12 protein-coding genes and 1 pseudogene are annotated in these 18,611 nt (G+C 67.3%); 7 read left to right on the top strand and 6 right to left on the bottom strand.

All coding sequences use genetic code 11. The features are described 5' to 3' along the window. Positions 1-100 precede the first annotated feature (100 nt). Positions 101-1,597, bottom strand: coding sequence for a CoA-acylating methylmalonate-semialdehyde dehydrogenase (locus tag FRZ32_RS01665; RefSeq protein WP_147041862.1), 1,497 nt, complete (start codon positions 1,595-1,597; stop codon positions 101-103). A gap of 103 nt (positions 1,598-1,700) precedes the next feature. On the opposite strand from FRZ32_RS01665, the gene FRZ32_RS01660 reads away from it, so the two are divergent. Both FRZ32_RS01660 and FRZ32_RS01655 read left to right on the top strand, forming a co-directional pair. Continuing rightward, on the top strand, positions 1,701-2,582 hold the full coding sequence (locus FRZ32_RS01660; RefSeq protein WP_147041861.1) for a LysR family transcriptional regulator: 882 nt from the start codon (positions 1,701-1,703) through the stop codon (positions 2,580-2,582). Positions 2,583-2,646: 64 nt separating this feature from the next. After that, positions 2,647-3,654: a fumarylacetoacetate hydrolase family protein gene (locus tag FRZ32_RS01655; protein ID WP_147041860.1), complete on the top strand. Its 1,008-nt coding sequence runs from the start codon at positions 2,647-2,649 to the stop codon at positions 3,652-3,654. Positions 3,655-3,858: 204 nt separating this feature from the next. Here FRZ32_RS01655 and FRZ32_RS01650 read toward each other — a convergent pair whose 3' ends face one another. Together FRZ32_RS01650 and FRZ32_RS01645 are read right to left on the bottom strand one after the other, a co-directional pair. After that, positions 3,859-7,446, bottom strand: a complete 3,588-nt coding sequence (locus FRZ32_RS01650; protein ID WP_147041859.1) for an ABC transporter permease/M1 family aminopeptidase — start codon at positions 7,444-7,446, stop codon at positions 3,859-3,861. Positions 7,447-7,459: 13 nt separating this feature from the next. Then, entirely contained in the window at positions 7,460-8,338 is an 879-nt protein-coding gene (locus FRZ32_RS01645; protein WP_147041858.1) for an ABC transporter ATP-binding protein, read from the bottom strand. 194 nt (positions 8,339-8,532) lie between these two features. On the opposite strand from FRZ32_RS01645, the gene FRZ32_RS01640 reads away from it, so the two are divergent. The 3 genes and pseudogenes from FRZ32_RS01640 to FRZ32_RS01625 all read left to right on the top strand — a co-directional run bounded on the left by FRZ32_RS01640 (position 8,533) and on the right by FRZ32_RS01625 (position 13,266). Next, on the top strand, positions 8,533-9,978 hold the full coding sequence (locus tag FRZ32_RS01640; protein WP_147041857.1) for a M20/M25/M40 family metallo-hydrolase: 1,446 nt from the start codon (positions 8,533-8,535) through the stop codon (positions 9,976-9,978). A gap of 90 nt (positions 9,979-10,068) precedes the next feature. After that, positions 10,069-12,632: pseudogene (locus FRZ32_RS01635) on the top strand (ribonuclease R family protein). A 34-nt stretch (positions 12,633-12,666) separates the two neighbouring features. Beyond that, a complete protein-coding gene (locus FRZ32_RS01625; protein WP_147041855.1) occupies positions 12,667-13,266 on the top strand; it encodes an NADPH-dependent FMN reductase in 600 nt (199 codons plus the stop codon). Here FRZ32_RS01625 and dcd read toward each other — a convergent pair. Genes dcd through FRZ32_RS01610 form a run of 3 tightly spaced genes read right to left on the bottom strand, consistent with a single transcriptional unit; the run spans position 13,263 to position 14,733 of the window. Next, positions 13,263-13,817, bottom strand: coding sequence for a dCTP deaminase (gene dcd / locus FRZ32_RS01620; protein WP_147041854.1), 555 nt, complete (start codon positions 13,815-13,817; stop codon positions 13,263-13,265). The genes FRZ32_RS01625 and dcd overlap by 4 nt on opposite strands. After that, entirely contained in the window at positions 13,817-14,218 is a 402-nt protein-coding gene (locus FRZ32_RS01615) for a hypothetical protein (protein WP_147041853.1), read from the bottom strand. Before FRZ32_RS01615 ends, dcd begins: the two co-directional genes overlap by 1 nt. Then, positions 14,215-14,733 carry a UPF0262 family protein gene (locus FRZ32_RS01610; protein WP_147041852.1) on the bottom strand — a complete coding sequence of 173 codons (519 nt, stop codon included), beginning with the start codon at positions 14,731-14,733 and terminating at the stop codon, positions 14,215-14,217. Before FRZ32_RS01610 ends, FRZ32_RS01615 begins: the two co-directional genes overlap by 4 nt. 93 nt (positions 14,734-14,826) lie before the next feature. On the opposite strand from FRZ32_RS01610, the gene FRZ32_RS01605 reads away from it, so the two are divergent. Both FRZ32_RS01605 and FRZ32_RS01600 read left to right on the top strand, forming a co-directional pair. Then, positions 14,827-16,317 carry a replicative DNA helicase gene (locus tag FRZ32_RS01605; protein ID WP_147041851.1) on the top strand — a complete coding sequence of 497 codons (1,491 nt, stop codon included), beginning with the start codon at positions 14,827-14,829 and terminating at the stop codon, positions 16,315-16,317. 93 nt (positions 16,318-16,410) lie between these two features. After that, complete coding sequence (locus tag FRZ32_RS01600; protein WP_192901866.1) at positions 16,411-18,543, top strand: prolyl oligopeptidase family serine peptidase; 2,133 nt, start codon at positions 16,411-16,413, stop codon at positions 18,541-18,543. The last annotated feature ends 68 nt before the right edge of the window (positions 18,544-18,611 follow it).

Genomic DNA, 18,611 nt, shown 5'->3' with positions numbered 1-18,611 from the left:
GCCTCTTTGTCGTTCGTCCCGAGCGAAGTCGAGGGGCGTTTCGCGGGCTCTTTGCCAGCGCCCCTCGACTTCGCTCGGGACGAACGGATGATTGTCGGGGCTACCCCATCGTTGGAATGACGAACGCATTCTCGCCGGTCGCGCTGCCGTCGGGCCAGCGCTGCGTGACCTTCTTGTTCTTGGTCCAGAAGCGGACGCCCTCGGGGCCGTGCTGGTCGATGTCGCCGAAGCCGGAGCGCTTCCAGCCGCCGAAAGTGTGGTAGGCGACGGGGACCGGGATCGGCACGTTGATCCCGACCATGCCGACATTGACCCGGGCCGCGAATTCGCGGGCGGCGTGGCCGTTGCGGGTGAAGATCGCGACGCCATTGCCATATTCGTGCTCGCTCGGCAGGCGCACCGCCTCCTCGAAGCTCTCCGCGCGGACCATCTGGAGCACGGGGCCGAAAATCTCCTCCTTGTAGGAGCGGAAGCTCGGCTTGACATGATCGAAGAAGGTCGGGCCGACGAAGAAGCCGTTCTCATGCCCCTGGAGCGTGAAGTTGCGGCCGTCGATCACCAGCTCGCCCCCCTCGTCGGCGCACATCTGGATGTAGTTCTCGATCCGCGCCTTGTGCGCGGCGCTCACCACCGGGCCGTAATGGGCCTCCGCATCGGTCGAGACGCCGACGCGCAGCGCCCGGATCGCCGGGATCAGCTTTTCGCGCAGGGCATTAGCGGTCCTGTCGCCAACCGGCACGACGACCGGGAGCGCCATGCAGCGCTCGCCGGCGCTGCCGAAGGCCGCGCCCGCAAGATCGTTCACCACCATGTCGAGATCGGCGTCCGGCATGACGATGCCGTGATTCTTGGCGCCGCCGAACGCCTGCACGCGCTTCCCGCGGGCGGTGCCGCCGGCATAGATATATTGGGCGATATCGGACGAGCCGACGAAGCTGATCGCGTGGATCTCGGGATGCTCGATGATCGCGTCGACCATCTCCTTGTCGCCGTGGACGACCTGGAGGATGCCATCGGGAAGGCCCGCTTCCTTCATCAGCTCGGCGAGGCGGACGGGGACGGACGGATCGCGCTCGGAAGGCTTCAGGATGAAGGCGTTGCCGCAGGCGATGGCCGGGCCGAACATCCACATCGGGATCATCGCCGGGAAGTTGAACGGCGTGATGCCGGCGACGATGCCGAGCGGCTGGCGCATCGAATAGACGTCGATGCCGGGGCCGGCGCCGACCGTATATTCGCCCTTCAGCGAATGGGGGATGCCGCAGGAAAATTCGATGACCTCAAGCCCGCGCTGCACATCGCCGCGCGCATCGGCGACGACCTTGCCGTGCTCGCTTGCGAGGAGGAGGGCGAGATCCTCCATGTTCGCCTCGACCAGCTCCTTGAAGCGGAACATGACGCGCGCGCGGCGCTGCGGGTTGGTCGCCGCCCAGGCCGGCTGCGCCTCGCGCGCGGCGGCGACCGCCCTTTCGAGATCGGCGGCGGTGCCGAAGCGGACCTGCGCCTGGACGCTGCCCTCGCTCGGGTTGAACACGTCACCCTGCCGCTCGCCGGAGGCGAAGGGCAGGCCGGCGATATAATGGTCGATATTGCGCATGGGAAAGAGCCTCTCGTGACGGGGGTCGGCGCCGCTATGCGCCCGCGCAAGAGTGCAGGCAAGAAGGTAGACTTGCAGGTGTTGCCTGCATTATTGCAGGCATGTGCGGTGGGACGATCTCAAGCATTTCCTCGCGGTCGCGCGGGCCGGGCAACTCGCCCGGGCGGCGGCGCAGCTGGGCGTGGACGCGACCACGGTGGGGCGGCGCCTCAGGCGGCTGGAGCGGGCGATCGGCCAGACCCTGTTCGAGCAGGGCAAGGACGGACAGGCGCTGACCGAGGCGGGTGAACGCCTCCGGGAACGCGCCGAGGCGATGGAGCGCCAGGTGCGCGAGATCGAGACTGGGGCGGAAGGCGGGGCGGAACTGTCTGGCTCCGTGCGGATCAGCGCGTCGGAGGGCTTCGGCACCTGGTTCGTCGCGCCGCGCCTGCCCGCGCTCGCCGAGGCCCATCCGCGCCTCATCGTCGATCTCGTCGCCTCGTCCGGCTTCCTCAATCCGTCGCGGCGCGAGGCGGACGTGGCGATCCTGCTCGACCGGCCGCGCAAGGGGCCGCTGTTCGTGCGCAAGCTGACCGACTACCGGCTGCGGCTCTACGGCGCGCGGGATTGGCTGGCGGCGCACGGACCCGTAGCGAGCCGGGCCGATCTCAGGCGGCTGCCGCTGATCGGCTATGTGCCGGACCTGCTCTATTCGCAGGAGCTGAGCTACCTGACCGAGATCGATCCGGCGCTGCAGCCGCGCCTCAGGAGCACCAGCATCACCGCCCAGCACCGGCTGGTCGCGGCCGGGGCCGGCGTGGCGGTGCTGCCCTGCTTCATGGGCGACGCCGACCCAATGCTCGTCCGGCTGCTCGACGAGGTGGCGGTGACGCGCTCCTTCTGGCTGGTCACCCATGCCGACACGCGGCGATCGGCGCGGGTCGGGGCGTTCGTCGAGTGGCTGGGGGCGGCGGTCTCGGCGGGGCAGGCTGAATTGATGGGTTGAGCTAGCCATCGGCATGACGGTGGGCGGGGTTGATCTCCTGCGCGCCAGCGCGGATGAGGGGGCCATGAAGCTTGCATCGATGAAGCAGGGCCGCGACGGGCGGCTGGTGGTGGTCTCGGACGATCTCGCCTGGTGCGCGGACGCGACCCATATCGCGCCGACCCTCCAGGCGGCGCTCGACAATTGGGGCTGGGCGGAAGGGCAGCTGCGGCTGCTCGCCACCGATGTCGCGCACGAGACGGTCCCGCTCGAGCGGTTCCACGAGCGCGAGGCCGCCGCGCCGCTGCCCCGCGCCTATCAGTGGGCGGACGGATCGGCCTATGTGAACCATGTCGCCCTCGTCCGGCAGGCGCGCGGGGCAGAGTTGCCCAAAAGCTTCTGGACCGATCCGCTGATGTACCAGGGCGGCTCCGACGAGATGCTGGCGCCGCGCGATCCGATCCCGCTCGCCGACGAGGCCTGGGGCTGCGACCTGGAGGGCGAAATCGTGGTCGTGACCGACGATGTGCCGCGCGGGGTCGACCGCGAGGCCGCGCTCGGCCACGTCAAGCTCGTCGGGCTGGTCAACGACGTGAGCCTGCGAAACCTCATTCCCGCCGAGCTTGCCAAGGGGTTCGGCTTCCTTCAGTCGAAGCCCGCCTCGGCGCTGTCGCCGGTGTTCGTGACCCCGGACGCGCTTGGCGAGGCGTGGCGCGAGGGCAAGCTGCACGGCGTGCTCAAGGTCGATCTCAACGGCCAGCCCTTCGGCCGCGCCGACGCGGGGGAGGACATGACCTTCGATTTCGCCACGCTCGTCGCGCATCTGGCGAAGACGCGGAAGATCGGCGCAGGATCGATCATCGGCTCCGGCACCGTCTCCAACCGCGACGCCGATGGCGGCCCGGGCCGGCCGGTCGATCGCGGCGGCCGCGGCTATTCCTGCCTCGCCGAGGTCCGCACCGTCGAGACGATCCTCGACGGCAAGCCCGCGACGCCGTTCCTCAAGGCCGGCGACACCGTGCGTATCTGGATGGAGGACGCCCACGGCCATTCGATCTTCGGCGCGATCGAACAGGTGGTGGCCGCCGTCTGACCGGGTTCGGATCAAGAATGTTGAGGATCCGCAGCTCCGTCCGGTAACGCAGGCCGCATAGCCGGGCGGCGCCGGGCACGTCACCCCAGCGTCACCCTGACGAGCGCAGCGGCCGTGAACACCGCTCGCGCGGCTCTGCGCCGACATTGCGGCGGCGGTCCCGCGTCACGTCGGGGATGCGGGACCGAGCCCTCGGAGGCGATCTCACCCGACTGTCGTGACGTTGTCGTCCGAATTGCGGTCGATGTAGAAATTATAGGGATCGATGCCGGCGTGGGTCGGCCGCGTCCGGGTCACGAAGTGGAAGGTCTGGCGGCCGGCGTGGATCGGCCGGCGCTCCATCATCACGACGTTGCGGCGGTCGAAGGCGCCGTGGCCGGGAAGGGCGGTGAACAGACCCAGCTCGATGCTGTCGTTCAGCGGCGCCTCGCGCTCGTTGCCGTGGCCGCCGGCATAATATTTGCGAGCATCGACCGTCATGGTCACGTCCCATTGGCCATCGGCGCGGCGGGTCGCTGTCGAGCTTACCGTCTTGAGATCATAGATGGTGATCCGCTCGAACAGGTCGGTGATGAGATCCTGCTGCTCGCGCGTGGTCGCCTGCGCCCGGAGGAGGTTCACGAGGTCGATCGAGCGCGGATAGGGCGCGCCGTGGAAGCGATAGCGCTCGATGAGCTGGTGGAGCGCGCGGTTGACCGCGGCCTCGCCCATCCGCTCCTGCAACAGATACATGACGAGCGAGCCCTTGCGGTAATGGATGTAGGGCTGGTTCTCGACCCGCTCGAGCGGCAGCTCCTCGATGGTCTCGCCGCCGCGACTGCGGAGATAATTGTCGAGTTCGTACTGGAGGAACCGGCGCATCTTGTCCGGCCCGTAAAGCCGCTTCATCACCATCAGCGCGGAATATTGGGCGAGTGTTTCGCTGAGCATGGTGCCGCCCTGCGTGTCGGCGCCGATCACCTGGTGCGCCCACCATTGATGGGCAAGCTCGTGCGCGGTGACATAGGTCACGTAATCGATCTTGTCCGGATCGCGCACGTCCGCCGCGAAGCCGATGGCTTCCGAATAGGCGATCGTGTTGGCGAAGGACTGGGCGAAGGTCGCATAGCCCGGAAATTCGATGATCCGCGCCTGATCGAACTGATAGGGACCGAAGGCGCTCTGGAAGTAATCGAGCGAATGCTCCATTCCGTTCAGCATCCGATCGACGTTCCACGGATGGGCCGCATCGTAATAAACGGCGAGGTTGATGCCGTCGTGGACCCGGCGGGCGACCTGGTAGCGCGCCGACTGGATCGAGAAGAAGGTGAGGATCGGCGCCTCAGACACGAAGCGGACGATGTGGCGGCCGCCCCGGGTCACGTCGGAAACAGTGCGGCCAGGCGCGATCGGGACCTGATCGGCGTCGGTCGCGACGGTGATGTCCGCAGTCGTCCAGCCGCCGCCGAAATAATTGCGCCGCGTCGCCGCCACGTCCTCGAGCCGCGGCGGGCGAAGCTCGCCGGTGAGGCCATATTTGCGACGCGTGATCCGGTCGGTGAGCAGTTCGTTGCGATCCATGCCGATCGCCGGGGTCAGCTCGTTATTGTTGAGGAAGGTGCCGTTCGGAACGAGCCGCTCGTCGGGCTGATCGTTGCGGAAGCCGATCTGCTGGCGGCGCGTGTGGAAGGACAAGGTGCGGCTCTCGCCCGGCGCCATCGGCTGGTCGAGCCGGTAGATGCGATAGCCGAAGCGTGTGTCGTCCGAGGCGATCCGCGCGCCCGGAAAATCGATGGAAAGGATTTCCAGATTGCGGTCTGGATTGCGGACGTGGACGTCGCGGATCGGCTGGCCGGTCAGGTTGGTGAGCCGATAGCTGCCGGTCACGTCCGCGCGGATCTCGCGGGGGTGGAGATCGACGTTCATCACGACGTGGCTGATCGTCGGCTGTGGCAGGTTCTCGTAGCGCAGATATTTGCGCTCGTAATCCGCGGCGAAGCGCTCGTTGTCGCCCTTCGTCCGGTAATCGTTGAGGATGTTGGTGTTGTAGAAGATCCAGACGCCGGTGACGATCGCGATCAGCGCACCGGCGCCCATGATGAGGCCCGGCGATCCGGCGAGCCGCGCCCTGGCAAGCCTGACGCGCGGCTTCAGCCGGGTTTCAGTGCCGCGCCGCCACAGGAGATGCGCCGCGGCAAGCAGGATGACGGCCACCGCGCCCCAGTAGAGCCGGAACCACCAGGCGGCGATCCAGAACGTGCCGGCGCCGTTGATGTCCGAATAGCGCTCACGCGGGCTGTTGCCGTAGAGATAGAGATCGTGCTCCAGCCCGATGCTGTGGAAGACGAGCGTCGCGATGATGTAGAGCACCATGATGCCCCAGCCGAGATATTTGTTCGGGCAGAGCGCCTGAACGAACACGGCGAGGATCGCGAGCTGGATCGCGTCCCAGCTTTCCGGCAGGATGTACCAGAGAAGATATTTGCCGAGCTCCAGATCGGTCCAGCCCTTGAGAAGCTGGACCAGAATCGCGGCAACGACGCTGATCGCATAGGTGGCCATGAGCACGAGCGCGACCGCGATCACCTTGGGCACCGCGAAGGCCCAGTTGGGGAGCGGCGTCGCATCGATGATCTCGTGCATCCGCCGGTCCCGCTCGCGCCACACCAGCTCGCCGGAATAATAGATGGCGATGATGATCGGGATCAGGCCGAAGCCGCTCTGAAGCGTCGGGATGAGCGAGAAGGTGATCGGATAGGGCTGGGTGCCGTAGATGTCGTCGCCGAACCACAGGCCGGCAATGGTGTTGAACAGGCCGAAGGCCATCAGCACCACGAAGGCGGGGCTGCGGAAGACCTGCTGCACTTCGATCCGCGTCCGCGCGACCAGCTGGGCGCGGCCGGCGCGGGCGGCATCGGGCGTCGGCAGCGGGCCGGTCGAGACCGGCGGCGGCGTCTCGGCCTCGGCGATCCGGGCAAGCCGCTCCGCCTTGCGCTTGCGCCGCGACATGCCCTTGTCGGCGAAGCGGTAGGCGGCATAAGCGGCGCCAAGGAAGGCGACGCCGATCGCGGCCCACAGCAGCCGGTTCCACACGAGCAGGCCCTCGAACGGCACCAGCGCGCCATTGCGTTCGGCCGCCGTCCAGTAGCGTGTCGCCCGGCCCATCGCGCCGCCGCCGAACGGATCGACCATCGCGGCGATCTCGCGATATTCGGGATTTCGCGACAGCACCGCATTCACGATGAGCCACAGGATGAGGAAGCCAACGACGCCGAGATAGGTCGTCATCATCGATCGCGTCGCGGTCGCCAGCGCGAAGAAGATCGCCGAGGTGACGAAGATGTTGGGCAGTGCCAGCGTGAGATAGGGCCACAGGTAGAAGGCGGCCTGGTTCGGTCCCAGCGTCTCGCTGTCGATCCACGGCATCACCGATCCGAACCAGATCCCCAGCGGCACGGCGAGGAAGGCGAGGGCGGCGATCAGGAAGGCGCCGGCGAAGCGGCCGAACAGATAGTCGAACTTGGTGATGCGGGTCGATCGCACGATCGGGCCGAAGCCGCTGTCATCGTCGCGCACGATCACGTTGGCGACGAACGCCGTCGTCACGAACATGTAGAAGATCGAGAAGATATAGAGCGCGATCGTGATCAGGAACGGGCTGTTGCGATGGGTGTTGCCGTTGCCCCCGCCAAGCGAGACAGCGTCGCTGGCGACGAAGCCGAAGCTGAGCAGGAACAGCAATGTCGCGGCCACCCAGAAAACCGGGTTCCTGAGCTGGTAGCGAAATTCGAAGCTGGCGATCTTCGCGAACATCCGGCCGGCTCCTTCAGGCCGCGCGGCGCGATTGGGCGAGGGTCGAGAAATAGACATCCTCGAGCCCGCCCTGGACCGGCGCGAAGCCGTCGCCGGGGTCGCTTTCGGACAGGACGTGGATCACGGTGCGTCCGGCGAACAGGCGGGTCGAGATCACCTCATGCTTCTCGCGCGCGGCATCGAGCGCGTCGCGGTCGATCGTCTTGGTCCAGATATGGCCGCGCGTCCTGGCGATCAGCTCGGCCGGCGCGCCTTCCAGGCGGATGCGCCCGTCGGCGATTACCGCCATGCGGGGGCAGAGGTCCGACACGTCCTCGACGATGTGGGTCGACAGGATGACGACGACATTCTCGCCGATCTCGGCGAGCAGGTTGAGGAAGCGGTTGCGCTCCTCCGGATCGAGGCCGGCGGTCGGCTCGTCGACGATGATGAGCTCGGGATTGCCGATCAGGGCCTGGGCGATGCCGAAGCGCTGGCGCATCCCGCCCGAAAAGCCGGCCAGCGCCTTCTTGCGGACGGACCACAAATTGGTCTGGCCGAGCAGGCTTTCCACAATCGCCTTGCGATCCGATTTCGACGCGACGCCCTTCAGCACCGCCATATGGTCGAGCATGTCATAGGCGGAGACGCGCGGATAGACGCCGAAATCCTGGGGGAGGTAGCCGAGCGTCCGGCGCAGCTTTTCGGGCTCGGCGATGACGTCGATCTCCCCGAAGCGGATCGCGCCTTCGCTCGGCGTCTGGAGCGTCGCGATCGTCCGCATCAGCGTCGACTTGCCGGCGCCGTTGGGCCCGAGCAGCCCATACATGCCGCGCGGGATCGACAGGGTCACATGATCGAGCGCCCGCGTGCCATTGGCATAGACATGGCTGACATCATTGAGCTCGAGCATCGAATTCCCTCCCCGGATGACGGGCGGAACTGTACACGCTGTGTTGGGGCTGTAAAGCAGCCGGACCCTCAGATAGCCGACATCGCCGTCGATCAGCTGTCCGGCATCGGAAAGCCGCACTGGTCGCGCGGAATCCGGGGGCACGCAAGGCGGGGCTTGCGGCGGGCGGGCTCGAGGCGCACAGGCTAGCCGCCATGAGAAAGCAGCTCGCCCCGATCGCCGCCCTTTTTCTCGCCATCCCCGCCGCCGCGCAGAACGCGCCGCCGCCCGCGCCGAGCCTGCGCGAGATCGTCGACCAGGTGTCGCAGGAGCGGCTGCACGCAACCGTCGAGCGGCTCGTCGCCTTCGGCACGCGCCACACCTTGTCGGTGCGCGACAATCCGACGCGCGGCATCGGCGCGGCGCTCAACTGGGCGGAAAGCGAGTTCCGCCGTCATAGCCAGGCCTGCGGCGGCTGCCTCGAGATCGTCCGACCCTCGGATACCGTCACCAATGCGCGCATCCCGACGCCGAGCCTGGTGGAGGACGTGGTCGCCATCCAGCGCGGCACCACCGATCCAACCCGCGTCATCGTCATCACCGGCCATATCGACAGCCGCGTCACCGACGTGATGAACACCACCGCCGACGCGCCGGGGGCCAATGACGACGGCTCGGGCACCGCCGCGGTGCTGGAGGCGGCGCGGGTGCTCTCGCGCTATCGCTTCCCGGCGACGATCGTCTACGCGGCGGTCACCGGCGAGGAGCAGGGCCTCAACGGCAGCACGATCCTGGCGCAATATGCGAAGGATCATCACTGGCGGGTCGAGGCCGATTTCAACAACGACATTATCGGCAACAGCTGCGGCGCCGACGGCGTCTGCGACGATTCCCACGTCCGCGTCCTCTCCGAAGGGGTGCGCGCCGACGCGACGCCGGAGTTGATCGCCGCCCAGCGCAGCCGCGGCGGCTTCAACGATTCGCCCTCGCGCAACCTCTCGCGCTTCGTCGCCGATATCGCCGACGAGATCGCGGTCGGCCTCGACGTGCGCCAGATCTGGCGCACCGACCGCTTCGGGCGCGGCGGCGATCATATCCCGTTCCAGCGCCTCGGCTATCCCGCGATCCGCTTCTCGGTCGCGGTCGAGAATTACAACTGGCAGCACCAGGATTTGAGGACCGAGAACGGTATCGCCTACGGCGACACGATCGATCACATGGACTTCGCCTATCTGCGCAAGGTGACGCAGCTCAACATCGCCGCCATCGCGGCGCTCGCCCGCGCGCCGATGCCGCCGGAACCCGTGGTGGAGGGAGCGGTTTCGACGGATACGACCCTGACATGGCCCATCGTTCCGGGCGCGGTCGACTATATCGTTCGATGGCGCCGAACGGATGCGAGCAATTGGGAACAGAGCACCCGTCATTCGCAGACCCCCGGGCAGATCATGGCGACCTCATGGATCGGCAATACGCCATCCGGGCAACTTATCGGAGGAACATCGGACATGGGAGTGATCCTCCACCACATCCGCGTCGACGACTGGGTGTTCGGCGTCTCGGCGGTCGCGGCGGACGGGTCGGAGAGCCCGGTCGCCTCCGCGGTGCCGGGCGGGGCCTTCGAGCCGTGGGTGAATCCGCCGGCGCGGCAGCCGCGATGAACCTTTCCCGCTCATCCTGAGTAGAGGCTGAGCGAAGTCGAAGCCTCGTATCGAAGGACCGTCCTTCGATACGGCAGTTCGCCAGGCTCAATGCCTACTCAGGATGAGCGGGTTCGGGAGAATAGATTGGTCAAGCATCCCAGAAGAACCGGCCTTCCCACCCGCGAGGAGATCCTCGACTTCATCCAGTCTTCGGATGCGCCCGCAGGCAAACGCGAGATCGCCAAGGCGTTCGGCGTGAAGGGGCAGGAGAAGATCGCGCTCAAGCAATTGCTTCGCGACATGGGCGACGAGGGGCTGATCGACGCCGGGCCGGGCCGCGCCTTCCATCGCATGGGCGGGATTCCCAAGGTCACGGTGCTGCGTGTCGTCGATGTGGACGAGGCGGGCCGCGCTTATGCGGTGCCGGAGCGCTGGGAGGCGGAAGGGGCGCCGCCGCGCCTCAGGGTGATGGAGCGCAAGGGCAGGGGTCCCGCTTTGGCGGCGGGCGACCGCATTCTTTCGCGCACCGAGGAAGGGCGCGACGGCTGGCTCGCCCATCCGATGAAGAAGCTGCTCAAGGGCAGCGAGCTGGTCCTTGGCGTCGTCCACCGCGAGGGCGACCGGCATTGGCTGCGCCCGGTCGAGAAGAAGGAACGGCGCGAGCTGCCGATCGCCGACCTGAACGGCGCCGCGCCGGGCGATCTCGTTCTCGCCGAGAAGACCGGCCGCCCGCCGCGCCTCGCCGCGCGGGTGGAAACGATCCTCGGCGATCCCTTCGCGCCGCGCAGCTTCAGCCTGATCGCGATCCACAAGCACGAAATCCCGCATGTGTTTCCGGCCGCGGTGCTCGCAGAGGCGGAGCGGGTTGCGCGGCTTCCGCTCGAAGAAGGTCGCTCGCCCCGAGCGAAGTCGAGGGGCGCGGGCACGGACTCGTCACGAGCGCCCCTCGACTACGCTCGGGACGAGCGGATTTTGGGCGAACGCGAGGACCTCGCCCACATCCCGATCGTCGCGATCGACCCGGCCGATGCGCGCGACCATGACGATGCCGTGTGGGCCGCTCCCGACGACGATCCGGCCAATGAGGGCGGGTGGAAGGCGATCGTCGCGATCGCGGACGTCAGCTTCTACGTCCGCCCCGGCTCCGCGCTCGACAAGGAGGCGCGGCGGCGCGGCAACAGCGTCTATTTCCCGGACCGGGTGGTGCCGATGCTTCCCGAGACGCTGTCGGCCGACATCTGCTCGCTGAAGGAAGGCGAGGATCGCGCCGCGCTCGTCTGCCATCTTCAGGTGACGAAGGCGGGCGCGCTCAAATCCTGGCGGTTCGCGCGCGCCCTGGTCCGCATCGCCGCCAATATCGCCTATGAAGACGCGCAGGCGGCGATCGATGGCGAGGCGGGGCAGGAGCGGATCGAGGTCGCCTCTCCGGTCTGCTACATGCCAGAGATCGGGAGCGAGGGGCCGGTGCCGCGCGCGCTCGTCCAATCGACGCTGAAGCCGCTCTGGGACTGCTGGCGCGCGCTGGCGAAGGCGCGCGACAAGCGCGGGCCGCTGGAGCTCGACCTGCCCGAGCGCCGCGTCATGCTCGACGAGAAAGGCCGGATCACCTCGGTCGTGCCGCGCGAGCGGCTCGACGCGCATCGGCTGATCGAGGATTACATGATCGCCGCCAATGTCGCGGCGGCCAAGGCGCTGGAGGCGAAGAAGGCGCCGGTCATGTACCGCGTCCACGAGCCGCCGAGCCGCGAGAAGCTGGTCGCGCTCAAGGACTATCTCGCCACCTTCGGCATCGAGTTCGCGCTTGGCCAGGTGGTCCGGCCGGCGACGTTCAACCATGTGATCGAACGGGTTCGCAACATCCTCCCCGGAACCGGGAGGGGGACCGGCGAAGCCGGCGGAGGGGGGCCAAGACCGCCGCGCGGGTGGAGAGCCCCGTCCGCCACGACGCTTCGCATCGCGGTCCCCCTCCCGGTTCCGAGGAGGATAGGGAGAATGCCATTCTCCCCCAGATCATGGAGCAGATTCTCCGGACCCAGACCCAGGCTTATTATGCGCCGCGCAATGCCGGGCATTTCGGGCTTGCGCTCGGTTCCTACGCGCATTTCACCTCGCCGATCCGGCGCTACGCCGATCTCGTCGTCCACCGGTCGCTCGTGCGCGCCTACGCCCTCGGCGAGGGCGGGCTGACCGACGAGGAGGCGGCGGCGATGGAGGTGACGGGCGAGCTCATCTCCAACCTCGAACGGCGCGCGATGGTGGCGGAGCGCGAGACGATGGATCGCTATGTCGCGGCCTATCTGTCGGACCGGGTCGGCACGATCGTCCAGTGCCGGATCACCGGGGTGCAGCCCTTCGGCTTTTTCGCGACCGTCGAGGAGCTTGGCGGCGACGGCCTCGTGCCCGCGGCGACGTTGGGCGATGAGTATTTCCGATATGACGAGGCGGGACAGCGGCTCGTCGGCGAGGATTCGGGCGAGGTCTACGAGATCGGCCAGCGCCTTGCGCTGCGCCTCGCCGAGGCCGATCCGGCGAGCGGAAGCCTTCGATTCGAGCTGCCGGATCGCCCCGCCGGGAGGGCGCGGCCGGCGCGTCCGCAGCGGCGCGACAGGGCCGGCCATATGGTCGGCCGCCGCGGCCGCCCCGCCAATATCCGCCACCGGGGTCGTAAATAGGAACGATCGCAATCACCGTCCGCAGGAGTCGATCATGCCACAGGACCGCCAGATCGCCGTCATCGTCGGAAGCCTCCGGCGCGAATCCTTCTCGCGCAAGGTCGCGCTCAATCTCGCCCGGCTGGCGCCCGCGCATCTCAAGCTCGGCATCGTCGAGATCGGCGATCTTCCGCATTATAACGAGGATGCCGAGAAGGACGGGCCGCCGGCCGAATGGACCCGGTTCCGGTCGCAGGTCGCCCCTGCCGACGGCGTCCTTTTCGTCACGCCCGAATATAATCGATCGATCCCGGGGGCGCTCAAGAATGCGATCGACGTCGGCTCGCGGCCTTATGGAAAATCGGTGTGGGCGAAGAAGCCGGCGGCGATCGTCAGCGTGACGCCCGGCGCGCTCGGCGCGTTCGGGGCGAACCATCATCTGCGCCAGTCCGCGGTCTTCCTCGATCTGCCGATGATGCCGCAGCCCGAAGCCTATCTCTCCGGGGTCGGCAAATGGTTCGGCGAGGACGGGCGGATCACCAGCGAGGATACGAACAGGTTCCTCGCCGGCTTCATGTCCGCTTATGCCGACTGGGTGGAAAAGCTGCTCCGCGGCCCCGGCGAGCTCGCCGACGATGCACGCGGCACCATCTAGAGCTTCGGCAGGGTGACACCGCGCTGGCCCATATATTTGCCGGCGCGGTCGGCATAGCTCGTCTCGCAGGGCTCGTTGCCCTGGAGGAAGAGGAACTGGCAGGCGCCCTCGTTCGCATAGACCTTGGCGGGAAGCGGCGTCGTGTTGCTGAACTCCAGCGTCACATGGCCCTCCCAGCCGGGCTCGAGCGGGGTCACGTTCACGATGATGCCGCAGCGCGCATAGGTGGACTTGCCGAGGCAGATCACCAGCACGTCGCGCGGGATCCGGAAATATTCCACCGTTCGCGCCAGCGCGAAGCTGTTGGGCGGGATGATGCAGCAATCGGTCTTGCGGTCGACGAAGCTGTTGGCGGCGAAATCCTTCGGGTCGACCACCGCATTGTCGACATTGGTGAAGATCTTGAACTCGTCGGCGACGCGCGCGTCATAGCCGTAGGAGGAGAGGCCGTAGCTGATGCAGCCCTCGCGCCGCTGCGCCTCCACGAAGGGCTCGATCATGCCCTCCGAACGCGCCTTCTCGCGGATCCAGCGGTCGGACAGGATCGACATCAGTCGCGCGCCCGCGGCACGAGCAGGCCGCCGCAGCCGGTGAGTTCGCGCCCCGCAAGGCGCACCGTCACGCTGTCCCGCCAGGTCGGCCCCTGGTCGCTGCCGCAGGGGCCGGGACGCGCCTCAATCTCGATCGATGCGGTGCCGCTGTCCGATTGCCACGTCGTGACGCCATCCTGGATGCGCGGCAGGGTGCGCGGCCAGATCGCATCCGGCGGCGCCTGCCCGGTCGCCGGATCGGCGGCGACGCGAAGGACGATGCGATCGTCGCCGATCGTCAGCTGCCAGAAGGGATCGGCGCCGATCGCGCTGTAGCGAACGTCGCGGACCGGATTGTAGGGCCGCGATTCGGTCGCGCAGGCGCCGAGGGCGAGGACGGGCAGCAGCAGGAGAAACTTCATCCCGCGATGGATGCGGGGCCGGCGGCGCCCGAGTCAACCACCGACGTCGATGCCCGGATGTGGAGGACGCAGATCAGGGTGAAAAGCCGCCGCGCGGTATCGAAATCGACATCCACCTTGCCGGCAAGGCAGTCCTTCAGCGTCTCGGCGGCGTCGTTGTGGAGGCCGCGCCGCGCCATGTCGATCGCCTCGATCCCCTTGGCGCCGTTCGTCCTCACCGCGCGGAAATAGGATTCGCAGATCTGGAAATAATCGCGAATCGGCCGGCGCAGGCGCGCGAGACCGACGCGGATCGTCTCGAGCGGCGCGCCTTCCCGGTCGGCGACTCGAATCGCGAGCCGCGCCTCCTCGACCGCAAGCGCGATGCGGAAGGGGCCATCGCGGCCCGGAACGTCGAAATGATTGGCCTCGAGCAGATCGAAGATCGCGATCCGCCGCTCCTGCTCGATGTCCGGATTGCGCTTCAGGATCGACCGCTCGTCGAGCTGGATGTCGATGATGCGCGGATCGGCCATTGCGCCTTGTTAGCGGGTGCAGCATGATTCATCCACCTGTTCCACAGGCCCGCCGGCTTGAGCGGCCGCGCGGAAAGGTTCACAGGTCGGACCATGGCTTCCCAACCCTTCGCGATCGTCGAACCCGCCGCGCCCGACGCGCAGTCGCTGCCCTGCAACGTGGAGGCGGAGGCGGCGCTGCTCGGCGCGCTGATGATCGACAACCGGCTTGCAGAGGACGTCCAGACGAAGCTGCGGCCCGACCATTTCTTCGAGCCGCTGCACGGGCGGATCTACGAGCAGATCCTGCGCCTCATCGATCGCAACATGATCGCCAACCCGGTGACGCTGAAGCCGCTGTTCGAGTCGGACGAGCAGATGAAGGAGCTTGGCGGCCCGGCCTATCTGGCGCAGCTCACCGGATCGGGCGCCGCGATCATCGGGGCGCGCGACTTCGCCGAGCAGGTCTATGATCTCGCCCTGCTGCGCGCGCTCGTCGGCGTCGGCCGCGAGATGGTCGAGCGGGCGATGGACACCAGCGAGGAGGTCGAGCCCAAGGGCCAGATCGAGGCGGCCGAATCGGCGCTCTACAAGGTCGCGGAGGAAGGGGGCGGCGAAGGATCGGTGAAGAGCTTCGGCCTCGCCACCCGAATGGCCGTGCAGATGGCGGAAAAGGCGCTGAACAGCGGCGGCGGCCTGTCCGGCCTCACCACCGGGCTGGAGACGGTCAACGCGAAGACCGGCGGTCTCCACAATTCCGATCTCGTCATCCTTGCCGGTCGTCCGGGCATGGGGAAGACCGCGCTCGCCACGAACATCGCCTTCAACACCGCCCGCCGCTGGCTTCAGGAGGAAGAGGACGGGATCGATCCGACGAAGCGGGCCGGTGCCGGCGTCGCCTTCTTCAGCCTCGAAATGTCGGCCGACCAGCTCGCCACCCGTATCCTCGCGGAAAATAGCGGGATCAGCTCCGAAGCCTTGCGCATGGGCAAGATCAGCCAGCACGATTTCCGCAACCTCGCCCGCGCCGCCGCCGAACTGGAAAGCCTGCCGCTCTATATCGACGACACGCCCGGCCTCACCATCGCGGCGCTCAGGACCCGCGCGCGGCGGCTGAAGCGGCAACGCAATATCGGCTTCATCGTCGTCGACTATCTCCAGCTCCTCCAGGGCACGGGCCGCGGCGGCAACGACAATCGAGTCCAGGAGATTTCGGAAATCTCGCGCGGGCTCAAGACGCTCGCCAAGGAATTGAGCGTCCCGGTGCTGGCGCTCTCGCAGCTCTCCCGCGCGGTCGAGCAGCGCGAGGACAAGAGGCCGCAGCTTTCGGATCTTCGCGAATCCGGATCGATCGAGCAGGACGCCGACATGGTGTGGTTCGTCTACCGCGAGGAATATTATCTCGCCGCCCGCCAGCCGGCCGAGGATCATCCCGATTTCCCGAAATGGCAGGAAGAGATGGCGCGCGCCTATGGCCTTGCGGAGCTTCTCGTCGCCAAGCAGCGCCACGGCTCCACCGGCAAGGTCCGGCTGAAGTTCGAGGCCAAGATCACCCGCTTCAGCGACCATGTCGACGAGAGCCATCTACCCGAGATTCGGGGGTGAATCCGTCCCATCCGCTTCGCGGGCAGGAGGATTCCGGATTGCGACTCCTGCGGCGCTGCCCTAGCCATGTCGGACAGTGACGGGAGGGCATTCATGCAATTGGCAGCGCGGCTTCTGGCCGGATTCGTCGTCTTGACCGGGGCGGCATCCATGGGGGCGGCGCAGCCGCAAGGCGCGGTGTCCGCCGCGGGACAGCCGGCCGCGGACGATCCCTATACCTGGCTCGAAACCGATTCGGATCGGGCCATGGCCTGGGTCAGGAACGAGAACCAGCGCACCTTGGGCGCGCTCCAGGCCGATCCGCGCTACCAGACGATGGTCGATCATGCGCTCACCATCCTTCAGGCGCGCGATCGCATTCCGGGCGTCCAGTTCAGGCCCGACGGGCTCTACAATTTCTGGCAGGACGCCGATCATGTGCAGGGCCTGCTGCGCCGCACGACGCTGGCGAGCTACCGCACCGAGGATCCGCAATGGGAAACGGTGCTCGACGTCGATGCGCTCTCCCGCGCGGAGCATGTGAACTGGGTCTATCACGGGATGCAGTGCCTGCCGCCCGAGATGCGGCGCTGCCTCGTGTCGCTGTCCAACGGCGGCCGCGATGCCGATGTGGTGCGCGAGTTCGACACGGTCGAGAAGCGCTTCGTCGACGGTGGCTTCAACCTGCCCGAAAGCAAGCAGGACGTGACCTGGGTCGATGCCGACACGATCCTCGTCGCGCGCGACTGGGGCCCCGGCACGATGACCGATTCGAGCTACCCGTTCGTCATCAAGCGGCTGCGGCGCGGGCAGAGCATCGACCAAGCGGAGGAGGTCTTCCGCGGCACCCGCGAGGACGTGAGCGCGGCGCCGTTCGTGCTGTGGGACAATGACGGCCGCTCGCACGGCGTTCTGGTCCGCCGCGGGCTCGATTTCTTCCACAGCCAGATCACGCTGCTTCGCGACGGCGGCAATGTGGTCCTCAACATTCCGCAGAAGTCGAACTTCGTCGGCATCGTCAGCGGCCGGCTGCTGCTCCAGTTGTCCGAACCCTGGGATGCCGCGCCGGGCCTGCATTTCGCGACCGATTCGCTGGTTTCCTACGACCTCGCCGAATGGGAACGCGATCCCAATGCGGCGCGGCCGAGCCTGGTGTGGGCGCCGGGACCGCGCCAGACGCTCGACGGCGCATCGACGACGCACGGCAAGCTCATCATCTCGATCCTCGACAATGTCCGCGGACGCGCCTTTGCGATGGATTATGCGAACGGGGCCTGGCGGACGACGCCGATCGCGCTGCCGGCCAATGCGACGATCCAGATCGCGACCACGGCCGACCGGACCGATCAGGCGATGTTCAGCGTCACGGATTATCTGACGCCGACGACCTTGTGGTATTATGACGGCGCCGGGCAGCTCGAGCAGATCAAGTCCACCCCGCCGCGCTTCGATGCCTCCAACGAGGTGGTCGAGCAGTTCGAGGCGACCTCGCGCGACGGCACGCGCATTCCCTATTTCATCATCCATCGCCGCGACATGCCGCTCGACGGTTCGACGCCGACCCTGCTCAACGGCTATGGCGGTTATCAGGTCAGCATGGTGCCAAGCTACAGCGCGACGATGGGCCGGCTGTGGCTCGAACAGGGCAACAGCTTCGTCGTCGCGAACCTGCGCGGCGGCGGCGAGTTCGGGCCCGACTGGCACGAAGCGGCGCAGGGACGGACCAAGCAGCGCACCTGGGACGATTATCAGGCGGTCGCCGAGGATCTGATCCGCCGCCGCTTCACCTCGCCGCGCCGGCTCGGCGTGATCGGCGGGAGCCAGGGCGGTCTCCTGGTCGGCACCGCGATCACCCAGCGGCCGGACCTGTTCCACGCCGCGATCATCCAGGTGCCTTTGTTCGACATGCTTCGCTTCCACCTGCTCGGCGCCGGGGCATCGTGGATCGGCGAATATGGCGATCCGCGCATTCCCGAGCAGCGCGCCTGGATCGAAGCCTATTCGCCCTACCAGCATCTGCGGGCCGGCGTGACCTATCCGATGCCGTTCATCGAGACCTCGACCGCGGACGACCGGGTGACCCCGTTCCACGGCCGCAAGGCGGCGGCTCGCCTCGCCGAGCTGCACCAGCCTTATTATTATTACGAGAATGTCGAAGGCGGCCACGCCGCGGCGGCGAATCTCCAGGAGACGGCGCGGCGGCTGGCGCTCGAATATACCTACGCAAGCCAGCGTCTGGTGGATTGATCGCCGGGTGGGCTTGTGAAAGACCGGTCTCGCCCACCCCTCGATCCCCTCCCGCAAGCGGGAGGGGC

Source organism: Sphingosinicella ginsenosidimutans (assembly GCF_007995055.1).
Classification (GTDB): Bacteria; Pseudomonadota; Alphaproteobacteria; order Sphingomonadales; family Sphingomonadaceae; genus Allosphingosinicella; species Allosphingosinicella ginsenosidimutans.
Note: the sequence above shows the minus strand (reverse complement) of the source record. Positions and strands in the feature narration are given on the sequence as shown.

Coding starts and splice junctions, on each gene's coding strand:
- FRZ32_RS01665 (WP_147041862.1), bottom strand. CDS start 1,597: ATGCGCAATATCGACCATTATATCGCCGGCCTGCCCTTCGCCTCCGGC.
- FRZ32_RS01655 (WP_147041860.1), top strand. CDS start 2,647: ATGAAGCTTGCATCGATGAAGCAGGGCCGCGACGGGCGGCTGGTGGTG.
- FRZ32_RS01650 (WP_147041859.1), bottom strand. CDS start 7,446: ATGTTCGCGAAGATCGCCAGCTTCGAATTTCGCTACCAGCTCAGGAAC.
- FRZ32_RS01645 (WP_147041858.1), bottom strand. CDS start 8,338: ATGCTCGAGCTCAATGATGTCAGCCATGTCTATGCCAATGGCACGCGG.
- FRZ32_RS01640 (WP_147041857.1), top strand. CDS start 8,533: ATGAGAAAGCAGCTCGCCCCGATCGCCGCCCTTTTTCTCGCCATCCCC.
- FRZ32_RS01625 (WP_147041855.1), top strand. CDS start 12,667: ATGCCACAGGACCGCCAGATCGCCGTCATCGTCGGAAGCCTCCGGCGC.
- dcd (WP_147041854.1), bottom strand. CDS start 13,817: ATGTCGATCCTGTCCGACCGCTGGATCCGCGAGAAGGCGCGTTCGGAG.
- FRZ32_RS01615 (WP_147041853.1), bottom strand. CDS start 14,218: ATGAAGTTTCTCCTGCTGCTGCCCGTCCTCGCCCTCGGCGCCTGCGCG.
- FRZ32_RS01610 (WP_147041852.1), bottom strand. CDS start 14,733: ATGGCCGATCCGCGCATCATCGACATCCAGCTCGACGAGCGGTCGATC.
- FRZ32_RS01605 (WP_147041851.1), top strand. CDS start 14,827: ATGGCTTCCCAACCCTTCGCGATCGTCGAACCCGCCGCGCCCGACGCG.
- FRZ32_RS01600 (WP_192901866.1), top strand. CDS start 16,411: ATGCAATTGGCAGCGCGGCTTCTGGCCGGATTCGTCGTCTTGACCGGG.